At 59.2% G+C, this 21,957-nt stretch carries 17 protein-coding genes; 9 read left to right on the forward strand and 8 right to left on the reverse strand.

From position 1 onward, the window contains the following. Positions 1-2: 2 nt before the first annotated feature. Positions 3-314 carry a Smr/MutS family protein gene (locus JQS30_RS07515; protein ID WP_246498109.1) on the reverse strand — a complete coding sequence of 104 codons (312 nt, stop codon included), beginning with the start codon at positions 312-314 and terminating at the stop codon, positions 3-5. 294 nt (positions 315-608) lie between these two features. Between JQS30_RS07515 and JQS30_RS07520 the strand changes: the two genes are divergently transcribed. Both JQS30_RS07520 and JQS30_RS07525 read left to right on the forward strand, forming a co-directional pair. Further along, positions 609-1,754 (forward strand): hypothetical protein, encoded by a 1,146-nt coding sequence (locus JQS30_RS07520; protein ID WP_213172738.1) that lies wholly within the window; start codon positions 609-611, stop codon positions 1,752-1,754. Between the two features lie 205 nt (positions 1,755-1,959). Next, positions 1,960-3,447, forward strand: coding sequence for a sugar porter family MFS transporter (locus JQS30_RS07525; protein ID WP_213173006.1), 1,488 nt, complete (start codon positions 1,960-1,962; stop codon positions 3,445-3,447). A gap of 17 nt (positions 3,448-3,464) precedes the next feature. Here JQS30_RS07525 and JQS30_RS07530 read toward each other — a convergent pair whose 3' ends face one another. From JQS30_RS07530 to JQS30_RS07555, 6 genes are all read right to left on the reverse strand, one after another. Then, positions 3,465-6,005, reverse strand: a complete 2,541-nt coding sequence (locus JQS30_RS07530; protein WP_213172739.1) for an ABC transporter permease — start codon at positions 6,003-6,005, stop codon at positions 3,465-3,467. Further along, positions 6,005-6,808: an ABC transporter ATP-binding protein gene (locus JQS30_RS07535; RefSeq protein WP_213172740.1), complete on the reverse strand. Its 804-nt coding sequence runs from the start codon at positions 6,806-6,808 to the stop codon at positions 6,005-6,007. The genes JQS30_RS07530 and JQS30_RS07535 overlap by 1 nt, the downstream gene beginning before the upstream one ends. 461 nt (positions 6,809-7,269) lie before the next feature. Beyond that, positions 7,270-8,433 (reverse strand): low temperature requirement protein A, encoded by a 1,164-nt coding sequence (locus JQS30_RS07540; protein ID WP_213172741.1) that lies wholly within the window; start codon positions 8,431-8,433, stop codon positions 7,270-7,272. Positions 8,434-9,230: 797 nt separating this feature from the next. Beyond that, the gene (locus tag JQS30_RS07545) at positions 9,231-9,836 is read right to left on the reverse strand and encodes a response regulator (protein WP_213173007.1); all 606 of its coding nucleotides are present in this window, start codon (positions 9,834-9,836) and stop codon (positions 9,231-9,233) included. Positions 9,837-9,916: 80 nt separating this feature from the next. After that, positions 9,917-11,164: a sensor histidine kinase gene (locus JQS30_RS07550; protein WP_213172742.1), complete on the reverse strand. Its 1,248-nt coding sequence runs from the start codon at positions 11,162-11,164 to the stop codon at positions 9,917-9,919. 84 nt (positions 11,165-11,248) lie between these two features. Further along, positions 11,249-12,067 (reverse strand): RecB family exonuclease, encoded by an 819-nt coding sequence (locus JQS30_RS07555; protein ID WP_213172743.1) that lies wholly within the window; start codon positions 12,065-12,067, stop codon positions 11,249-11,251. Between the two features lie 50 nt (positions 12,068-12,117). On the opposite strand from JQS30_RS07555, the gene JQS30_RS07560 reads away from it, so the two are divergent. Together JQS30_RS07560 and JQS30_RS07565 are read left to right on the forward strand one after the other, a co-directional pair. Then, positions 12,118-13,224, forward strand: a complete 1,107-nt coding sequence (locus JQS30_RS07560) for a M50 family metallopeptidase (protein ID WP_213172744.1) — start codon at positions 12,118-12,120, stop codon at positions 13,222-13,224. 235 nt (positions 13,225-13,459) lie between these two features. After that, on the forward strand, positions 13,460-14,329 hold the full coding sequence (locus tag JQS30_RS07565) for a tRNA (adenine-N1)-methyltransferase (RefSeq protein WP_213173008.1): 870 nt from the start codon (positions 13,460-13,462) through the stop codon (positions 14,327-14,329). Positions 14,330-14,537: 208 nt separating this feature from the next. On the opposite strand, the gene JQS30_RS07570 is transcribed toward JQS30_RS07565, so the two are convergent. Next, positions 14,538-14,819, reverse strand: a complete 282-nt coding sequence (locus JQS30_RS07570) for a ferredoxin (protein ID WP_246498142.1) — start codon at positions 14,817-14,819, stop codon at positions 14,538-14,540. A 123-nt stretch (positions 14,820-14,942) separates the two neighbouring features. Between JQS30_RS07570 and arc the strand changes: the two genes are divergently transcribed. From arc to prcA, 5 genes are all read left to right on the forward strand, one after another. Further along, positions 14,943-16,730 (forward strand): proteasome ATPase, encoded by a 1,788-nt coding sequence (gene arc / locus JQS30_RS07575; RefSeq protein ID WP_213172746.1) that lies wholly within the window; start codon positions 14,943-14,945, stop codon positions 16,728-16,730. Between the two features lie 445 nt (positions 16,731-17,175). After that, positions 17,176-18,681: a depupylase/deamidase Dop gene (gene dop / locus JQS30_RS07580; RefSeq protein WP_213172747.1), complete on the forward strand. Its 1,506-nt coding sequence runs from the start codon at positions 17,176-17,178 to the stop codon at positions 18,679-18,681. A 476-nt stretch (positions 18,682-19,157) separates the two neighbouring features. Continuing rightward, positions 19,158-19,373: a ubiquitin-like protein Pup gene (locus JQS30_RS07585; protein WP_213172748.1), complete on the forward strand. Its 216-nt coding sequence runs from the start codon at positions 19,158-19,160 to the stop codon at positions 19,371-19,373. Between the two features lie 763 nt (positions 19,374-20,136). Beyond that, the gene (prcB, locus tag JQS30_RS07590; RefSeq protein ID WP_213173009.1) at positions 20,137-20,931 is read left to right on the forward strand and encodes a proteasome subunit beta; all 795 of its coding nucleotides are present in this window, start codon (positions 20,137-20,139) and stop codon (positions 20,929-20,931) included. Positions 20,932-20,967: 36 nt separating this feature from the next. After that, positions 20,968-21,735, forward strand: a complete 768-nt coding sequence (gene prcA / locus JQS30_RS07595) for a proteasome subunit alpha (protein ID WP_213172749.1) — start codon at positions 20,968-20,970, stop codon at positions 21,733-21,735. Positions 21,736-21,957 lie beyond the last annotated feature (222 nt).

Consider the following 21,957-nt stretch of genomic DNA (forward strand, 5'->3'; position numbering starts at 1 on the left):
CGCTAGCGCTTCCTACGGCCTTTGCCTTGCCCGCGATCGTGCTTGAAATAGACGAAGAGCCGCCCGAAGTTCTTACTGTCCTTGTCGACTCGGTGATATTTGGCCTTGATCTCTTTCTGGTCGAGAAAGCGCAACACCTTCTTCTTCAACTGGCCAGAGCCCTTACCTGGGATGATCTCGACGGTGTCGATTTTGCGGTCGACGGCCTCGTCTATGACCTCGCGCAAGGCAGCGTCGATCTTCTGGCCCTTGTTGAAAATGTCGTGTAGATCCAAAACCAGCTTTGCCACGACCCCATCTTTCCATATGCTCATCGCCGGCGCCATGACCTGGTTTCCTTTGAGATTAGCCGCGCATCAGCAGCCGTCCCGTGCTATCGATTCGCGCCTGAGGGCTCCGGCTGCACAACCGCACCGAGGCAACATAGTCCACCGGTCATAAGCCCTCACACCCGCACACTTTGCGATGCCTGGGGTCGTCCGGAGTGAATTGGATAGCGCCTATGCAATTGCGGCTGCGCTACCGCTGTCACTAGCAGGAAGAGGTTCCTTTAGCGACCGTCAGGTGCTCTTTAGCTGCGAGCGAAGAGCGCGAATATGATGAGAATTATGGAAACTGAAAGTAAACTTCACCATTGGTCCGTTGTGGATCTGTCGATCTCGATCATGACCCACCCCAAGCGCCGCGATGCCGCTGAAGCCATCGCCGATCGCGTTCGTCCGCACCCAGTCCGCCTTGCGATTGACCCTCAACCGGATGGTCCACCCACAGCTCTTCGCAGCGCCACTGTGGCATTCCAACAAGCGCGCGAAGCCGACAGCACACATCATCTTTTGCTGCAAGATGACATTGAGGTCCCCGAAGACTTCGTCGAAGCTGCCCGGCGAAGCGTGGAATTGCACCCGTCGTCAGCGGTTAGCCTGTATGTCGAATGGGGCTCGCGTACCGCGACCCTTGCCCGTATGGCCGCCCTGAGCGGGGACCACGCCGTTCCCGTCGTCAACCCCTACGTACCAACGTCGGCAGTGGCCATACCCCACCACCACGCTATCGACTTCGCCACGTTCCTGGAGTGCCAAGCGCGTGCAGACGAAGCCGACGACGAAGCTTTGCTGCGATTCGTGCACAGTCGTGCCATCGAGACGGTGGTGATGGTACCCAACCTGGTCGAACACCGGAGTGTCCCCAGCATTGTGGGCAACGATGAGCATGGTCTCCGCCGATCGGTGTGCCTGCGGCACTCGCCTGCGTTCGAATACAACGATTCGATCCTGACTCCGCCCCGGCTCATACCGCACCTGGCCTGGACTACCGGGCACGCCGTTATCGTCGACCTTGCCAACGATGTTCCCGCAAACCACGTTCCGACCGCCACGGCTTTGGCTCAGTGGGGCATTAGCGAACGGACGGTCCGCACGTCGCTGTCCGAGGCCGTCTCCGCCTTCGATAAGGGCGAACACTTGGCAGCTTGCATGTCGGGCCAGCATTTGCAGGATTTGTGGGTAACCGCGATCGCCTTCGGGGCCATTCTCCACGAACATCGGCCCGAAGCCATGCACAAACTTGACTCTCGTCATGAAGACCCCCTCGTCGCACACGCCCTTGGAACATTCGCCCCGGGCGTTCTCAGGAACTTCGTTGACGCTGCCACCTTGTGGGAATGGCGCAGCGACATCGCCTCATTCCTGGCGGCAGGCATGGAGATTGGGGCTGCGGAGGGGCAACCCAATATGGAGTCTCTACCCGCAGCGTGACCTGAAGGGTTCGCCTGATTCGCCTCCGTACAGATGCCTACGTGGATACGATCGCCCGATGACCACCACTAAGAATTAGGGGTCGACTTTGGGTAATCATTCGCAAGGTAACGCGGGCAACCTCAGTGAGGGCGGGGTCCCTGACCACGGTAGGCACACGGGTGACGGCGCACAGCTCGACGCCGCCGAACACGATTCCGACCACTTGCCAGCGGCCGCGATCTTCGTGGCAGGGGCCGCCGCCCTGGGAGGATTCCTTTTCGGATTCGACACGGCCATCATCAATGGCACTGTGGGAGCCCTAGAAACGACCTTTGGCATCTCATCGTTCTCGCTGGGGTTCGTCGTATCCTCGGCGCTGATCGGCTGCGCGGTCGGCGCGTGGTTTGCTGGGCCACTGGCAAACTGGTGTGGGCGCACTCGCGTCATGATGACCGCTGCGGCATTGTTCTTCGTCTCTTCCATCGGGTGTTCATTGGCGATGACACCGTGGGATCTGACGATGTGGCGCATGATTGGGGGCCTGGCAGTGGGCGCGGCAAGTGTCATCGCGCCTGCCTATATCGCCGAGATCTCCCCCGCGAAATGGCGGGGTCGGCTAGGTTCCCTCCAACAGCTAGCTATCGTGACTGGCATTTTCACAGCGCTGATGGTCGGCTATCTCATCGCTGAAATCGCAGGTGGCTCCGCTGCTGAGACCCCATGGGGCGGGGCGGCGTGGCGATGGATGTTCGCCACCGAAACCATTCCGGCGTTTCTATACTTCATCGTTGCCCTCCACATCCCCGAGTCTCCTCGCTACCTGGTCTCGAAGCAAAAATTTAGATCCGCACGCAACGTGCTGAGCCGTACCGTCGGCGGTGACGTTGACAAGAAGGTCGGCGAGATTCGCCGCTCCTTGAAAAGTGAACACGAACCGCGTTTGTCCGATATCAGAGGACCACGCTTTGGGCTGCTGCCGATCGTATGGATCGGGATCCTGTTGTCGATGTTTCAACAGTTCGTCGGCATCAATGTCATTTTTTACTATTCCTCGGTACTGTGGCAGGCCGTCGGGTTCACTGAATCGGACTCTTTGCTCATCACCGTGATCACCTCGATCACGAACATAGTCACGACCGTCGTTGCGATTATGTTGGTCGACAAAGTCGGACGAAAACCCTTGCTCCTAGTCGGATCCACTGCCATGACAGTGAGTTTGGCGGTGATGGCCTACCTCTTCGCTACCGCGCCCAAGGTCTATAGTTCCGACGAAGGTGAAATGGTGCCGCAGCTGGGAGAGGTGGCGGGCCCTGTCGCCCTTGTGGCGGCGAACGTGTTCGTATTCGGCTTCGGCTGTTCGTGGGGCCCAGTCATTTGGGTGCTGCTGGGAGAGATGTTCGGCAACCGCATCCGGGCCAGCGCGCTCGCGCTCGCGGCCGCGGCTCAATGGACGGCCAACTGGACAATCACGATGACCTTCCCTTGGCTATCCGATGTCAGTCTGGGGCTGGCATATGGGCTGTACGCGACGTTTGCGCTTTTGTCGCTGTGGTTCGTGTGGCGATTTGTCATAGAGACAAAGGGTCAAGAGCTTGAGGACATGGATGAGCTGCAAAAACGTGCGGTGAAGGTGCCGCGCTTAACTTGTATACACAAGGTGAGGGGGCTGGTACCAAACGCGGTTTCGTTTGGTACCAGCCCCCTCACCTAAAGGCGATGTTCTTTTAGCTATTCATATGAGATGGCCTTCAGGACGTCGAGCTTCGCCGCTCGCACCGCTGGAGCGATGGCTGCGAGGAAACCGACGACGATGGCCGCGATCAGGTAACCGATGATCAATCCGGTCGGGACGGCGAAGGTGTCGATTCCCGCTCCATCGATCCCTTCAACGAAGATCCAGCCTAGAGCCACACCCAAGCCGATACCTAGCAATGCTCCGAACACGGCGATCGTGACACTCTCGATCGTGATCATCCGGGTCGTCTGACCTCGTGTCATACCAACGGCTCGCAACAGGCCCAGTTCACGGGTCCGTTCCAGCACCGACAGGACCAAGGTGTTGATGACGCCGATGACAGCGATGATCAATGCCAGAGCTAGAAGTACCTGAATGGCGATGAGGAAGAAATCGAACGGGGCCGTAGCCTGCTCGACGAATTCCTGGTGGTTTGACACGCTCACTTCGGGCTCGTTGTCGATGATCGTCTGAACCTGCCCTTGGACCGCGTCGGTGTCGGCCCCGTCCACGAGCTTCACGAAAGCCTGAGCTGGTTTCGGGATCGAGAAGTCGGCAATGTGATCGGGTGCGACCCAAAGGCCGTTCAGCAGGTCATTATCTGTGAAAACACTGGCGACGCGGAAGTCTTGCTCTTCTCCACGCGACAGCTGCAACGTCAACGTGTCTCCTTCGGAGACGTCGTATCGTTCGGCGTTGTTTTCGTTGAGGATCACCTCGTTGACCGCGAGGTTATTCAACGTGTTCGCGTCGACGTCCCCTTCAAGCTGTGAGAAGGTGTCCGCCATATTCTGCGAGGAATACACGATCGCCATGTTCTCGTCGACTTGGGTGAAATCGAAGTACATGTCGGCCACGGAGTCAACATCCGACAGAGCTCCGATCTCGGAGACGCGCTCGGCTTCGAACGTCGGCGGGATTGGTCCGGTCTGGACTCCACCCACGATGAGTTCGGCGTCGATGTTGTCTTCGAAGAAGTCGGCGGTGGACGCCTTGACACTCGAGAGCATAGTGGCGATGGCCGTTACCAGAGCCACACCGATCATGATCGCTGAGGCGGTGATGGCCGTGCGCCTTGGGTTGCGGGAAGCGTTCTGGCGACCAAGTTTTCCTGGCATACCCCACGCCATGAGGCGACCCAAGAGTCCAACAATGGGCCGTGACAGAAGTGGCGTCAGCAGGGTCGCACCGATAAAGAGCGCGAACATACCGATAAAGGTGCCTTGAACGCTGAAACCACCCATTTGGCCTTGCAAGCCGAAGATGATCAGCCCGATACCGCCGGCGGTGATGATGGAGCCGAGGATCGTCGGCACCAAGATCGACTTGTCAGGTGTGGCGGCATCGCGCATCGCGGCCACCGGCGGCACCTTGGAGGCACGCCGCGCCGGAATGAGAGCCGAGATCAGTGTTACACCGACGCCAACTCCGAAGGCCCACAACACCGCTGAGAGCGGAATGTTGAAGGGGACATCGATGCCACCCAAAGCGAAGTTAGCTGCGGCGTTCGACAGCCCGTAACCGGCCAGCACTCCCAGCCCAAGGCCGATGATGGAGGCGATGAGTCCCACGACCAGCGCTTCGAGCAGCACGGAGCGTTTCACCTGTTTCCGGCTGGCACCCAGGGCACGCATGAGCGCGAGTTCCTTCAGACGCTGGGCGACGACGATATTGAAGGTGTTGTAGATCAGGAAGATCGACACGAAGACGGCGATGAGGCCGAAACCGAGGAAGATCCACCCAGCCACGTCGGTGATGGTCGACAGCTCTTCGGACATCGCTTCACTGGCTTCTTCACCGGTGACAACTTCGACGTCGTCATATGCTGATAGCTCGCCGCGAATGATGTCGCGCAGCTGTTCGGCTGAGGTTCCGTCGGCGGCCTGTACCAGCACGTCGGTGTAAGCGTCCTCGCCGCCGAACATGAGCTCTTGGGCGGAGGGAACAGTGAACATCAGCGATGTTTCGCCCGCGAAGGAGTCCCGGCCACCGGGCCACCCGTAGGTGCCAACGATGTCGTACTCAGCGCGTTCGGCGGTGCCCGAGTAAACGGTCACGGTGTCACCGATGCCTAGACCAGCTGTGGACTCAAACAAGGTTGAGACGGCCACTTCGTTGTTTTCAACAGGGCCCCTGCCGTCGAGCAGTTCGAGGGACGGGTCGTCGTCATTCCATGCGAAGCCCATATTGGGGGCGAAGTTGCCCACCAGGTCTCCGCGCACGTCAAGCGCGTTGACGAAGCCTTCGATGTTACCGAAGGTGCGTTCTGCCTCAGGTACGCCTTCCACAAGGTCCTTGATTTCAGCGGGAACTGTGTCATGCGTTCCGCCGCTATCGAAGGACCGATCCTCAGGCTGTACGACGACGTCGATTTCCGAGTAGGCATCAGCCAGAAGGTTCCCCGTGGCGTCGCCCAGGGAATTGGTCAGTACCATCGCGGCCGAAACGAAGAGGGCCGCCAGCATCACAGCTAGGGATGTGAGCAGCAGGCGCGCTTTACGCGCCAGCATTCCTCTCAGAGTTGCCCGAAACATTAACGGGCCTCCCCGGCGTCGGCGGCCTGGTTGGCCTCTTCCTTGGCAGCGACGATTTCTTCGAAGTGCTTCATCTTGTCCAGCACTGTTTCGGCAGTGGGGGACTGGAGCTCGTCTACGATCTGGCCGTCAGCGAGAATGACCACCCGGTCGGCATACGAGGCGGCGACTGGGTCGTGGGTGACCATGACGATGGTCTGGTTGAATTCATCGACAGACTGGCGCAGGAATCGCAGCACCTCAGTGCCGGACTTCGTGTCCAGGTTTCCAGTGGGCTCATCTGCGAAGACCACGTCGGGACGGGATGCCAAAGCGCGTGCGCATGCGACACGTTGTTGCTGTCCACCGGAGAGTTCCGAGGGACGGTGCTTGAGCCTGTCGCCTAGGTCGAGAACCTTGACAATGCGGCTGACCCATTCGCTGTCGGGCTTCTTACCCGCAATTCCCAACGGCAGCAGGATGTTTTCTTCGGCGGTCAACGTGGGAAGCAGGTTGAACTGTTGGAAGATGAAGCCAATTTTTTCCCGGCGCATCTTGGTGAGGGCTTTGTCTCCCATGCCGGTGATTTGTGTGTCGCCGACGTTGACAACGCCGTGGTCGGTGTAGTCCAATCCAGCCAGGCAGTGCATCAGGGTTGACTTGCCGGAGCCCGAGGGGCCCATGATGGCGGTGTACTGACCGGTGGCAAATTCGATCGAGACATCTCGCAGCGCGACGACTTGGGCTTCGCCGTGGCCGTAGGCCTTCCATAGGCCCTCGGCGCGAACCGCGTTGGTCTTGGCGACAGCTGGTGTAGTAGACACAGCTGTTCCTCCTTAGCTTCGTGTGAATCCGAGTAGTTCGTTATCGGTAGGTACAAAACTATGCTGATTACGGGCCGAAAACCTCCTGCTTGGGCAGGTTTTTGTATCTCCACCTGTAGGGGGAGAAGCAGCCCGATGGTCCTCCTGGGAGCGGGCCCACAGGAGGAGACAACCCATCGAGCGATGGACGACACACTCCTCCCATTTTCCGTAACCCCAGCTAGATAGCGCCCTATGACATATCGGACATCGTACTCGGGAGTGGCGAGTTGGGGCTCTTGTAGATGATGGGACGCCGCGATTCCTTGACGGAGGGCACTTTTCCGTGTGCGCGCGGAGACTCTATCCACGTTTGAAGAAGGGCACTCACGTCTGGGTGGGAGTCAGCATGGCGCGCATGCCATATTCCTGATGTCGTTGGCGCCTTGGGGCGCGGGACGTCGAGTGTCTCGCCGGTAGATTCAGGCACTGTGTGACGGCCTGGCTTGTCGCTGGTGAGCGGTGAGGGCGGCCAAACTTCCCGTGACCGTGAGGACGGCCAAGCTGAGCACCAAGATCGGAAGATCGTCGACGGCGAAGATGCCGGCAACTCCGATAACAGCCAGGACTCCCATGGCGAGAAAGCGGGATCGCGCAATCCGTCCAAAGCGAGAGCGGAGGAACAAGATGTTGCCGATGAGGTAGACCAGGGGACCGCCCACGGTGACGATCACAATTGCTGGTGTGAGGTGGTCGTGAGAGAGCCGCAGCTCGGTGGAGACTGCGACCAATATCGCGCCGAAGACCATGAAGGCATGGGCGTAGGCGTACGCCGACCGTAGAGCGCCGGTGGAACCGTCACCCCCTTTTGTATCGGGACCTGCAAGCGCGAAGTAGTTCCACCACAGCACGAACAAGGACGCGAACCCCACTAGGAGGCTCAGCGCCATCGACGGTGTGATCCCGCCTGCGTAGACGACGGTGCCACCCATCAACAAGATGGATTCGCCCAAGGCGATGATGAACACGAGGCGATTGCGTTCCGCCAAGTGTTCTGAGTCGGTCTCCCACAGATGCATGGGAGCAGCGCCGACTCCGGGAACTCGAAAGTGGGCCAACGGTGCAAGGTAGTCGATGAGAACCGCGATCAGCCACAAGATCAACCGTGCCTCTGGTTCCGCAGCCGCCCCAGCCACCCAAAACACTCCAGCGGCCAATGTCCATATGAGCAACATCCGGTAGTTGGCCGCGAGCTGTTCGCCTTTGAAGGTGAGCATGATGAAAACGGGCCGCAGGATTCCCATGAAGAGGTAACAGGCCACGAACAGCCACGCGCCGTTACCGAAAGCGTCTGGTATCGCGATCGACATGCCCAAGGCCGCCAACATGAGTGTGCCGGAGAATAGCTGTACTGATGTGCGGGAGGGATTGAGCCAGTTCATGGCCCATGCGGTGTAGTTCCACCCCCACCACACCGCACCGAACACGATGACTGTTTGAGCAGCTCCCTGCCACGTTAGATGCTCGATCAGCAAGTGTGAGAGTTGAATGATCGCAAAGACGTAGACTAGATCAAAGAATAGTTCAACCGGCCCGACTTCGGACTTGCTTCGACGGGTGCGGGTACGCCGGGACGTTGTATCCAAAGCCAGTCAGTCCTTACCGTTGTAGCGTATGAAGCGAGTCCTCAGTGACGGCGAGATTCACACTAAATCTCGCAGCTGATCCTATCTTCAAATGTCCTCGTTTTTTGAATTATGGAGATGTGTTGATATTTCGAAAATGGTTCGCATATGAGGGCGTCTCTTAGGTGGATGCCAGTGGCCGTCGCGCAGATGGGCCACTGTGTAATGGGTGAGAAGGTATATGACCTCCTAAGAGCTTCTATCAGGTTTCTCTTCCTACTGCGGTGGTGTGCTGTCGCGCCTGGCCGCGTTGTCAGCCCTTGCCCATACCCGCTGGGTATGAACAAGCACCTCCGCCTCCCCACGCACTGACAGCACACCATCCTCACCACGGAAACAAACCTGATAGGAGCTCTAAGTATTATCAATGAGGCTTATGCAAAAGGCACTTTCAGCGTTCTCGTCGGCTCGTTTACCCGCGTAAACTTCGCCTCCTGCGGCCTTGAATTTGCACTTTTGCATAAGCCTCTGAGTACGCTAACGATCTCATTTCGCGTAGTAGTATTTCGGTATCCTTGCGGCATTTGACGCAGGAAGCCGGAGTCGTGAATGTGCTTGAAAATGGGCTGAGTTCGCTCGACGAAAGGTTTCGAGCGTGCACTGTGGATGATAATGGTGAGGAAATTCAATCACAGTGGAGGGAAAACATACCTTACGGGATACTAACGTTTATTCGGTGTCGACGACCGATAGATATCCCGTGGTTACTAGTTTTGTGTCCGAGAGACGAAGGCGTTCTATACCAGTTTTTCTTGGGCTCAGGCGCCGGGCTGGACCAGCCCTGATTCGTAGGCCAGTACGACCGCTTGAACGCGGTCGCGGACACCGAGCTTGGCCAATAGGTTGCCCACGTGGGTCTTGACCGTGGTTTCACCGACGACGAGTTCGGCCGCGATCTCGGAGTTCGTGAGGCCCTTGGCTACGAGCATGAGGACTTCACGCTCGCGGTTGGTGAGGTTGTTCAGGGTCTCAGGCGACTTTGTCGCCGAGGTCGGGTCGTGTTCGGCGAAACGACCCAGCAGCGTCGTGAGGATACGCGGCGCGACAACAGCGCCACCGTTCGCGACCGTGCGAATCGCCTCGACCAAGTCTTCGGACGGCACATCCTTGCACAGGAAACCGGCGGCTCCGGCGCGCAGCGCCCCGACCACATATTCATCCAAGTCGAACGTGGTGAGGATGAGAACGCGGACCGGAAGATTCGCCTCGGTGATATCGGCCGTCGCTGCCACGCCGTCCTTGCGAGGCATGCGAATGTCCATCAAGATGACGTCGGGTTGCAGCTTGCGGGCCAGTTCGATGGCCTCCACTCCGTCGCCAGCCTCGCCGATGACATCAATGTCCTCTTCGGCCCCCAACACCATCTTGAACCCGACGCGCAAGAGTTGTTGATCGTCGGCCAGCAGCACCCGAATCGGCCGCTTTTCGGCGGTGTCCTCAATGGTCACGTGTGCGATTCCCTTCTCGATTCGGCGCTTGTCGGAGTCATCTGTGGATTCGACGGAAATGTGGCTCTCACCTGGAACCCGCCGCCTGGACGCGGCCCCAGCCACAGGCTACCCCCATACAAAGACACCCGCTCCCTCATCCCAACCAGGCCATGCCCCACCGTTCCGTCCAACGCTCCAGTGCCTTGCCCAGAGTCGGCCACTTCGACGGTGAGATCCTTCTCGTTGTAATTGACGACTATTCCGGCTCTGGCATTCTTCCCACCATGCTTCAACGTGTTGGTCAACGCTTCCTGCACGATCCGATAAATGGCCAATCCGACGCCAACCGGTGGAGCAAACGGTCGACCTTTAACAGTCATTTTGACTGGTAGACCTGCCTGCCGGGACTGAGAGACCAGGGTTTGCAGTGATTCTAGGCCCGGCTGCGGCATCATCTGTGAGGCATCATCGTCGGCGTCATTGCGCAAAACCTCGAGGATTGCGCGCATCTCCTGCATCGCGGTTCGAGAGGTGTCGGTGATGACCTCCAGCGCCTCGCGCGCCTGTTCGAGGTCCGTATCAAGCACCCGTTGCGCACCCGAGGCCATGACACCCATCGCGGCCACGTGATGCGCCACCACATCGTGCAACTCTCGGGCGATGCGACGCCGCTCGTCGGCAACTGATTGCGCCACCAAACCTCGCTGATTGGCTTCAGCAACCTCGGCACGATCCAACAACTCCTTGACCCGGGTTCGCCGATTCTGCGTCACCCAGCCAAAGAAGAACGCAGTCGAAAGCGTCATCCAGTTCGTGACGATCAGGATTGCCGTGATGAGAAGAACCTGTTCCTCAGGTGGAGACAGAATCAGCGACAGCGCCACGGGAGGCGTCCACAAAGTAAGCGACAGGAGCACAGCCTCTGGGAACTTCCGATACGCAGCCGCCGTGTAGGTCATGACCAGATACGCGAACACCTCCGCCGCGATCCATTCGGGAGATAGCGCTACCGCCAACACCGAAATCGCCATCAAGGCAACCGTGGCTGGCCACAATGCGACTCGCCGAAACGCGACCGTGGCCATACCCAAAGTCATGGTAATCAGGGGGACGACTACGCCCAACTCTGAAATCTCGCTACCCAAAAGGGTCAGAGGCAAACCCACCAAGGCCCACAAGCCAAACGCCAACAACGAGTCGGCAGCAACCGGGCGGTCACGCAACCAGGCGCGCAGGTGATGCAGATGAGTTTTCAGAAGCACATCTCAACGTTAGAGGCCTCCTGAAGGCTAGACCACCTGTTACAGGCGGAAACCAGTCTCCTACCCAGGGAGGAGAGTCCTGCGCTAGGTGCCCGCCAATGGCAGCGGTAGCGGATACGCCGGCGGCGTACCGCCAAACTCCGGGCACAACTTCTGGTGTGCACACCACCCACACAACTTTGACGTGCGCGGCTGAAAGTCACCAGTATCCATCGCCTCTTGCATCGCTGCCCACAACGCCTGGACCGTACGCTCGAACTTCTCCAGCTCCTCAGCTGTGGGGGAGTAGTCCAGCACCTGCTGGTCCTGCAAATACATCAGCCGCAGCAGTGTCGGGACAACCTCGTGCGTGCGCCACCACACAAGCGCGTAAAACTTCATTTGAAAAAGGGCCTTGTCCTGATACGCCTGTGGAGGGGCCTTGCCCGTCTTATAGTCCACCAGCCGTACCTGACCGGCCGGGGCGATATCGGCCCGGTCAAGGACCCCGCGCAACCGCGTACCGTCAGCCAACGTCGCCCCCACAAACGACTCCCTACTCGCTGGCTCCAACCGCGATGGGTCCTCCATGCCGAAATACGACTCCACCAAGCCGCGAGCCGACTTCAACCACAGCGACTCCTCAGTCGAGGACGCAAACAAGTCAGCATATTCCTCTTGATGCTTCTGTCGCAGCTGCGACCACTGAGGCTCCAGCATCGTCAACGCCTCCTCGACCGTGCGCCGCCGCGCGTCCACCTCATAGAGCTGATCGAGCACCGCATGCACAAGCGTCCCCTTCACCTGCGCCTGCGACGGCGGCTCTGGCAATTTGTCGATCGCGCGCAACCGATAAAGAAGCGGACACTGTTTGAAGTCGCTGGCGCGAGAAGGCGACAGCGCACGAGGACGAGAAACAGACATGAGTCGACTGTATCGCCTAGGTCCGACGCGTTTCCGTACCATGGATCGCGATGGCTTCCGTAACTTCGATGCGCCGGAGTGGATTCACGATTCTCCGCCTTGGCGGCATCCCGATCATCCTCGGCTACACCTGGCTGCTCCTGGCCGGACTCATCGTGGTCATCTACGCGCCCGTGGTCGACCGACTCGTCCCCGACCTTCCCACTGCCGCCCTGTTCGCCGTCAGTTCCCTCTTCGCCCTCACTTTGCTGCTGTCAGTCCTTCTGCACGAGCTGGGCCACGCGGTGACAGCCCGCCTCTGCGGAATCGGCGTCACCTCCATCACCCTCGATGGGCTAGGAGGCTTCACCGAAACCACCCGCGAAGCCCCACGACCAGGCATTTCAGCTGGAATCGCGTTGGCTGGCCCCGCAGTGTCCGCCGCTTTGGGCCTAGTCGGCATCGCTGGCATGCTTGCCCTTCCCAGCCAAACCATCGTATGGACCGTGGCCTTCCAAATCGCCATCGCAAACCTGCTGGTCACCGTCTACAACCTGCTGCCAGGGCTGCCTTTGGACGGGGGCCGCGCCTTCCATGCCCTGCTATGGAAAGTCAGCGGCAACAAAGACGGTTCGTATGTCATCGCCGGACAAGCGGGCCGCGCGATCGCCCTAGCCACAATCGGCCTCGGGTTGTACCTCTTTTCCAGCGGTTGGCTATCGCTACTTGGGCTAGTCATCCTCGCCATCGTCGGCGTCGAACTATGGTTCGGAGCCTCCAACGCCGTCACACTCGGTCGGATGCGCAGCAAACTCACGCGCGTCCGTGCCGCCGATCTATATCTACCTGTGGTGGAGGTCCCCCTCGGAACTCGGCTGAACCACCTACCCAGCGAATTCGGGCCCCAGCGCCCCGCGATCGTCATCGACAACGGCAGACCAGTCGGAGTCGCCCACTCCCACATCGTCGGCTCAGTGCCCCCAGAACGCACCGGGGAACTGGGCATCGAGGACCTCATGCGTTCGCTACAGCACTTCCCGAGCCTTGAGGTCGATCTGACAGGCGGCGACCTCATCGACGCGATGCGTGCGCGACCAGCCGACGAGTACCTTGTCTGCGACGGCGAGGAGCTCAAGGGAATTCTGCTCGCCTCGGCCGTAGTACGACGCTTGCGCTAAATCAGCTCGCCACCTGTGCCACAGCCCCCGATATCCCCCTGGCCCGCCGCACCGACATTGTGCGGGCCGTACCATGAACGAGTTTGTGCGCCGTGTGAGAGGAACATTTGTGGAGCCTAAAGTCAGCGAAGCCGCGAGGAACGATGCCTCCTGCGAGGAGGAAACCCTAGCCGCGGCACCAGAGGTGGCCGAGTCGGCTGAAGCGACGCCGACCGCGCCAGAGCTCTCCCGCACCATGCGACCGGGCGATCGCGTCCAGCTGACCGATCAAAAGGGCCGCCACTCCACCATCACCCTCGCCGAAGGCGGCTCATTTCACACCCATCGCGGACAAATCAACCACGACGACCTCATAGGCGGCCCTGACGGGGTCGTGGTCGAGTCCTCAGGCGGCACCGCATACCTTGCCCTCCGTCCGTTGCTGCCCGACTACATCCTGTCGATGAGGCGCGGGGCCCAAGTCATATACCCCAAAGACTCCGCGATGATCCTCACTTACGGCGACATCTACCCAGGCGCCCGCGTGATCGAGGCAGGCGCCGGTTCAGGAGCGCTGACCAACTGGTTGCTGCGAGCCGTCGGCGAAACCGGGCACGTCCACTCCTGGGAACTGCGCGAGGATTTTGCTCAGATCGCCCGCCAGAACGTCGAAAACTGGCAGGGCAGGAAACCCGACAACTGGACGCTCACCGTCGGCGATGTCTCTGAATGTGATGTCGAATCCGCCGACCGCTTCATACTCGACATGCTGACTCCCTGGGAAGCCCTCGACACCGTCGAGAAAACCCTTCGGCCCGGCGGAGTCTTCGTCGGCTACGTAGCCACCACGACGCAAATGTCGGATCTCGTCGAAGCATTGCGTGAGAGGGGCTGCTTCACCGAACCCGCAGCCTTCGAATCGATGGTGCGAGGATGGCACCTCGAAGGGCTCGCCGTACGCCCCGATCACCGTATGATCGCCCATACCGCGTTCCTGGTCGTCGCCCGCAAGCTGGCCCCGGGAACAAAGGCCCCCCAGCGCAGGCGCAAGCCTTCGAAAGGTTCGCAGGCGCTGGCGGACCGTAAAGCTCGGCAGGCGCAACTCTCAGCGGGGACCGATGAGTAGTTCGAAAATTTGCGGCTAGCTGCCAATTTTCGGCGGTAAGCGGTTGCGCAACCGCTTACCGCTTCCCGTTGAGGCGAGGCATTCCCGCCATGTGGAAGCTTCGCTACCCAGTGTTGTCGGATAGTTGATTTTTGTCATTCAAGCACAGCGCGCCCAAGGCGATTTTTTCTCGTCTTGGGCGCATTTTTTATCGGACGGCGTGGTGCCTTTAATCCTCGGCGTTGGGGCCCGCGACGTCCTCTCCGTTGCGCGCGTTGCGAACATAGATGCACTCGCCCGGGCAGTCTCGCGCGGCATCGACGATATCGAGTCTCAGGTGGTCAGGGACTGGAACGCTCGCCCCTTCGGCGGTTTTGAGCTCGCCCGAGGAGTCTTTGACATACGCCAATCCGTCGATGTCGAACTCGAACACGTCGGGCGCATACTGGACACAGAGACCATCTCCGGTACACGCGTCTTGGTCGATGAGAACTGTGACATCTTCTGGCATGGTAGACACATTCCTAGACTAATTGCCGTCGAGATGCTGGCGCAATGACAGTGTCGAGTCTTACTATGGGCTACCTTCAACCGTTACGGTTGAAGCAGGACCCTCACCCGGGAGGTGTGACCCGTGGCACGAAATGATGACGACCGTAGGACAACCGTTGGCGCAAACACTGATCCCGAGGACCTCACTCAAGAGGTAGAAGAATTGCAAGACGAACTCGCAGCGGCGCGACGAAAGCTCACTGAGTCTCCGCGCCAGGTCAACATGCTCGAAGAGCGGCTCGCTGCCGCGCAGGCTCAAGTTGACCGCCTGGGAGAACAGAATGATCGACTGGTTGCCACCTTGAAAGAGGCCCGCGACCAGATCGTGTCCTTGAAAGAAGAAATCGACCGACTTGCTCAGCCCCCGTCGGGCTACGGGGTGTTCCTCCAAGCGAGGGAAGACGGTACGGCCGACGTGTTCACGTCGGGCCGAAAGTTCCGGGTATCGCTGGCGCCGTCGATCGAGGTTGAAACCCTCGAAAAGGGCCAAGAGGTGTTGCTCAACGACGCTATGAACGTCGTCGAGGTGCTCGACTATGAACGCATCGGAGAAGTTGTCACCCTGAAGGAGCTGTTGGAAGATCCCGAGGGGGGATCTCCCGACCGGGCCTTGGTGACTAGCCACGCTGACGAGGAGCGCGTGGTCTACCTGGCCGACATTTTGCGGAACACTCCGCTGCGGGCGGGAGACTCGCTGATGGTGGAGTCCCGTGCTGGCTACGCCTACGAGCGCATCCTCAAGAGCGAGGTCGAGGAACTGGTCCTGGAAGAAGTTCCCGACGTCGATTACTACGACATCGGTGGACTCGATGGGCAAATCGAGCTCATCCGTGATGCCGTGGAGTTGCCATTCCTGCACGCGGAGCTGTTCGCCGAGCATCAGCTACGTCCGCCAAAGGGAGTGCTGTTGTATGGGCCTCCTGGTTGCGGTAAGACGCTGATCGCTAAGGCCGTTGCCAATTCGCTGGCGAAGAAGGTCACCGAACTGCGCGGTGATGGCGGAGAAAACCAAACCAAGAGCTTCTTCCTCAATATCAAGGGGCCGGAGCTACTCAACAAGTACGTCGGAGAGACCGAACGCCACATCCGACTGGTCTTCCAGCGGGCACGAGAGAAGGCTTCCGAGGGCCTGCCGGTGATCGTCTTCTTCGACGAGATGGACTCCGTGTTCCGTACTCGCGGCTCTGGTGTCTCCTCGGACGTGGAGAACACGATCGTCCCGCAGCTACTCAGCGAAATAGACGGCGTGGAGGGCCTGGAGAACGTCATTGTCATCGGGGCCTCGAACCGGGAAGACATGATCGACCCGGCTATCCTGCGACCCGGTCGTCTTGACGTCAAGATCAAGATCGAACGCCCAGACGCCGAGTCCGCCAAGGACATCTTTTCGAAGTACATCACCACTGATCTGCCGCTACACGCGGATGACCTGGCCGAGAACGACAAGGACCGAGAAGCCACAGTGCAGTCGATGGTGCAGGCGGTCGTGGAACGCATGTACGCGGAAACCGATGAGAACCGTTTCCTTGAGGTCACCTATGCCGATGGCGACAAGGAAGTCCTGTACTTCAAGGACTTCAACTCAGGGGCCATGATCGAAAACATCGTGGCCAGGGCCAAGAAAATGGCGATCAAGGACTTCCTCAGCACGAACAAGAAGGGTATCCGTCTGAACCACTTGATGGATGCGACCGTTGACGAGTTCCGGGAAAACGAGGACTTGCCGAACACCACCAACCCCGATGACTGGGCTCGAATCTCCGGTAAGAAGGGTGAGCGCATCGTCTACATCCGCACCTTGGTCAGCGGTAAGGGCGATGACTCGGGCCGTTCCATTGACACGGTGTCCAATACTGGCCAGTACCTATAGGTTGTCGATGTCGTCTCAGAGGCGCACTGTTGAAGTGCGGTGATGGGTATTTCTCGACGTGACTAAGAGTTCAGCCCGACCGCAGGTCGGGCTGAACTCTTAGCAACTGGTCGGGTATGGCGGCATCGCGGCGAACATGTTCGTACCACCCGGCGAATATGACAGCTGCGAATGCGCCAACGGCACAGCCAGATTTCCGCAACAGTCACGACCAGGTTCAGTGGCCTCAGGACAGTGAGGCCTTCCCAGGCAAGCAACCTGCGAGGCGCGGCCGAACAATTCATCATCGGTACCGTGTTTCGTTTTGATGCCGAAGCCTAGGAGGCCCCTCGCTGTTCGGGGTCAAACATCCGTTTCGCGGTCCATTCAGCACGCAAGGGCCGAAATCGCCAGATTTCATCGCCGCATTGGTGCCGCGTTCAGGGGAAACAGTTAGGCTCAAAGCATGACCGTACGTCGCATCATGGGTACAGAAATCGAATATGGCATCAGCGTGCCTGGTCAGCCAGGCGCGAATCCGATGGTGACCTCCTCCCAAATTGTCAACGCCTATGCGGCCCGGCCCGAGTTGGCCAAGGGCGGACGGGCTCGCTGGGACTATGAGGAAGAAACTCCGCTGCGGGATGCGCGTGGGTTCACCTATTCCGGGGCGCTCTATGACCCGGCCGAGAACCTCGCCGACGACGACACCGGGCTGGCCAACGTCATTTTGACCAATGGCGCGCGGCTCTATGTCGATCACGCCCACCCCGAATACTCCACGCCGGAGGTCACAAATCCGGCCGAGGCGGTGCTCTATGACAAAGCTGGCGAAGTCACCATGGCTGAGGCTGCTGCCCGAGCGGCTGCCACTCCGGGTATCGGCGCGATTAACCTCTACAAGAACAACACAGATAACAAGGGCGCTTCCTACGGGGCGCATGAGAATTACCTCATGAGTCGCTCCGTACCCTTTTCCGACATCATTTCGCACTTTACGCCGTTTCTTGTGTCGCGGCAGGTGATGTGCGGAGCGGGGCGTATAGGTATTGGGCAAGACGCCTCGGAGTCGGGCTTCCAGATAACGCAACGTTCGGACTTCTTTGAAGTCGAGGTCGGGCTTGAAACGACCTTGAAGCGGCCGATTATCAATACCCGTGATGAGCCGCACGCGGATGCGGAGAGATATCGACGTCTACACGTGATCATCGGCGACGCCAACCTGGCTGAGTACGCGACATACTTGAAGTTGGGTACCGCCTCGATCGTGCTGGCGATGATTGAGGCGGGAGCGTTTGATGGGTCACTATCCATTGCGGACCCAGTTCCCGAGTTGCGGGCCGTTAGCCACGATCCGACTCTCCAACACGAGATCCGCCTGCGTAATGGTAAGAAATTGACCGCCGTGCAATTGCAGCAGGAGATTCAGAAGCAAGCCGAGGCTTTTTGCGGTACTGACCCCGATGATGAGACCAAGCGGGTCTTGGCACTGTGGGGAGAGGTTCTGGATAAGTTGGCGCGTGACCCGTTCGAGTGTGCCGACCTATTGGACTGGCCGGCGAAATTGCAACTGCTCAACCGCTACCGGGACCGGGAGAGTCTTGATTGGAACTCGACCAAGTTGCAAGCTATCGACCTGCAATATCACGATGTTCGACCTGAAAAGGGGCTGTACCACCGTCTGGTTTCGCGGGGGCGGATGCGGCGTATGTTTACCGACGAACAGGTCAATGAGGCAATGTTTGAACCCCCGCATGACACTCGTGCTTTCTTCCGGGGCCGGTGTCTTTCTCGGTATCCATCGGAAGTGGTTGCCGCATCGTGGGATTCGGTCATCTTCGATGTCGGATCTGACTCGTTGGTGCGAGTGCCCATGATGGAGCCTGAGAAAGGTACGAAGGCTCATGTTGGTGATTTGTTCGACCGCTGCGCGGCGGCCAAGGACTTGCTCGACATCATCACAGGTGATTAGGGATTGCTCTCTAGGAGGTCGTAACGTCCGCCCGTAGTATCCGGGGCCTAGGGGTGCGGTGCCATTGTGCGGTGGCCGCGAAACGCCATGTGGAACATGGAGCATTGCTCTGGTTTGCAGTGAGGCTTATGCAAAAGGTGCTTTCGGTTTCTCGCCAGCTCGTTTACCTGCGTAAACTTTGGCTACTGCGGCTTTGAGTTTGCCCTTATGCATAAGCCTCGGTGTCGGAGAGATGGATTTCACGGCAGACCGAACCGGAACGATCAGCCGTTCTAGCGGCGGCTTTGCCAGAGATTACGAATCGTGAACCCGCTTTGGTCGGGAAGTTGCCGAACCCGGAAAGGGGTTTTTGTGACCAAAGCTCGGAATCGGGAATATGTAGCCGAGGTTGGGCGTAGGACTAGTAAAAGGTCGTAGACGCGCGGTAGTGTAACGGTCATACGACACGGATAGCTCTATATAGAGGGGAGTGCGAGATGGCTACCAAGGATTCAGGCGGGCAGTCACAGTCGCAACGTTCCCGTCAAGAAACCGAACACGAGGAAACCGAAGCCACAGTCGACTCGGATGTGGCTGAACGACACGAAGAGATCACCGAGGAAGTCGATGACCTACTCGATGAGATCGACGATGTTCTGGAGACGAACGCCGATGAGTTCGTGCGCTCGTTTGTCCAGAAGGGCGGCCAGTAGTCGGCTGGCCCGACGGCACGCTAAGCGCGCGGTCGGCCTCAACGTTCGTCGCTGAGGCCCAGGGGGTTTCGAGGCCGTCTGATTTCGGCAATCATGCATTGCGGTAAACGGGGCTTCGAAAACCAGGAACGACGTTATACGGCAAGAAGAAGCAGGTGTCTGGTTGTCGACCTACCTGTTCGCACTCGATAGCCGTATGGCAGGTCCACTGACCCCCGTGCCATGCGTTCGTCTTGGATGGAATGCTGAACTTCGCTACGACGTGAACTGACCGCTGTGACTGTCTTGACGCAGTCGAGTTCGACGTCGAGATCCAAACAACCACCGGGCGCGACTGCGGTGCGTTTGTTCGGGTTGTCGGCCGTCGCCCCCGTAACATATTGGGGCACCACATCTTGTGAACAAACCGAGAATCCACGATGGTGGACCCGCAGGTTGGGTCCATTATTATTTTGGGCGGCGCAGGTGATGGGATGAACATACGCAGGCGTTGTGACGTCGCTAGTTGGGCTAGCTGCGTTGCGGTGCAACGTCTCGCCGGTGGTTCGCTGGTTGCGAAAATACGCCGGCTACCGCTTGCGTTCGAGCCCGATGCAGAGCAATCTTAGGGACAGCCTCGCGCGTTGTGCCGTTACGGTTGGTCGATCGGTTTGATCGAAACCGGTGTGGTCGCATGGGGCACCGATGATGAATATGGCGAATATTAGGAGGTCAGGTCGTGACTACAGAGCAAGGATTCCCAGGCAAACTGCCGAGTGCGTATATGACGGCCGGCACCTCATCTTTTACTGACTTTCTTTCCCAGGTGGCACCGGATTTGTTGCCAGGGCGGCGTCCGTTGCCGCCGGGAGACTACAGCGACTCCACCGCGCACGCGACGACGATCGTGGCGCTGCGGTGTGCCGACGGAGTTGTCATGGCTGGTGACAGGCGTGCTACTCAAGGAAACTACATCGCCAACCGGGACATGGAGAAGGTGTTCGCCGCCGATGCCTACTCGGTGGTTGGGATCGCTGGAGCAGCGGGCATGGGCTTGGAGTTGGTTAAGCTTTTCCAGCTTGAGCTTCAACATTATGAAAAAATTGAAGGCCAGTCGATGAGCCTCAATGGTAAGGCGAATCGGCTGGCGACGATGCTGCGCGGCAATTTGGCGGCCGCGATGCAAGGCCTAGCGGTGTTGCCGCTGTTTGCCGGGTTTGACACCTCCGCGGCGTCGCCGCAAGAGGCGGGCCGAATATTTTCCTTCGATGTCGTAGGCGGGCTCTACGAAGAGCGTGACTACGATGCGATCGGTTCGGGTTCGTTGTTTGCCAAGGGCGCGCTGAAAAAGCGCTACAGCCCGGGATTGGACACTGATGCGACCGTCCGGTTGGCGGTTGAGGCGCTGTATGACGCGGCTGACGATGACTCGGCGACCGGTGGCCCGGACTTGACCCGCAAGATCTTCCCTGTCGTGTACACCGCGACGGCCGAAGGCGCCAACCGCATTGATCCCGACGAGGTGGCCGAGGTGTCGCGAGCCGTCGTGGAAGCCCGTCACGAAAACCCTGGTGGATAACAACCCCCGCAACTGCTTATATGAAGGAGAACTGTTATGGCTATGCAGTTTTACACCTCCCCTGAACAGATCATGCGGGATCGCTCCGAGTACGCCCGCAAGAACATCTCTCGGGGCCGCAACGTCGTGGTGCTTTCCTGTGCCGATGGCGTCCTGTTCGTGGCTGAGAATGTCTCGGCCTCTCTACATAAGGTCTATGAGCTGTATGACCGGATTGGTTTTGCGGCGATCGGCAAGTACAACGAGTTCGAGAACTTGCGTACCGCTGGTGTTCGTATGGCTGACTTGCGCGGCTACGCCTATGACCGCACTGACGTGACGGCGGCGTCCTTGGCCAAGGCCTATGCGCAGACATTGGGAACGATTTTCACTGAGCAAACGAAGCCTTTCGAAGTCGAGTTGTGCGTCGCCCAAGTCGGTCCGAACCCGAAGTCCGACGAGCTCTACCAGCTCACTTTTGATGGCGTCATCAACCCGCAGCCGGGTTACTTCGTCATGGGCGGGCAGGCCGAACAGCTGGTTGATCGCATCAAGGAAGGACACTCATTCGAGGCGGGACTGGCCGAAGCGTTCCGCTTGGCGGTCCAGACGCTGGGCTCAAATGAGAACTCCGACCGGGAGATCACCACTGACGTGCTGGAAGTGGCGGTGTTGGAGCGAGCGCGCCCAGGGCGGGCGTTCCGTCGAATCACCGGCGCGGCGTTGGAGGCACTCATGCCTGAACCGGAGGCCGCATCGGAGTCCGAATCAGCCTCTGATGACGATTCCGACGATGAGGGAGATTCCTCCGCCAAAGACTCCTAATCCGACGGCGACGGCCCGTACCGCCGTCACCTAGCGCACGCCGTGCGCAGCCGGTCGCGGAGTGTGTATTCAGCACCTACCGTGGTGTCAGGACTGCGCACGGCTTTGCCATGTCGGAACTGTGATGCACTTGCGCCCCTTGCTAACTCGCGGGATTCCTCGGGCCCTGGCTGGGCCGTCTCATTCTGAAGTCATTCCGCCACAGGGGGTGTTTTTGTCAGG

The organism is Natronoglycomyces albus, assembly GCF_016925535.1.
Classification (GTDB): domain Bacteria; phylum Actinomycetota; class Actinomycetes; order Mycobacteriales; family Micromonosporaceae; genus Natronoglycomyces; species Natronoglycomyces albus.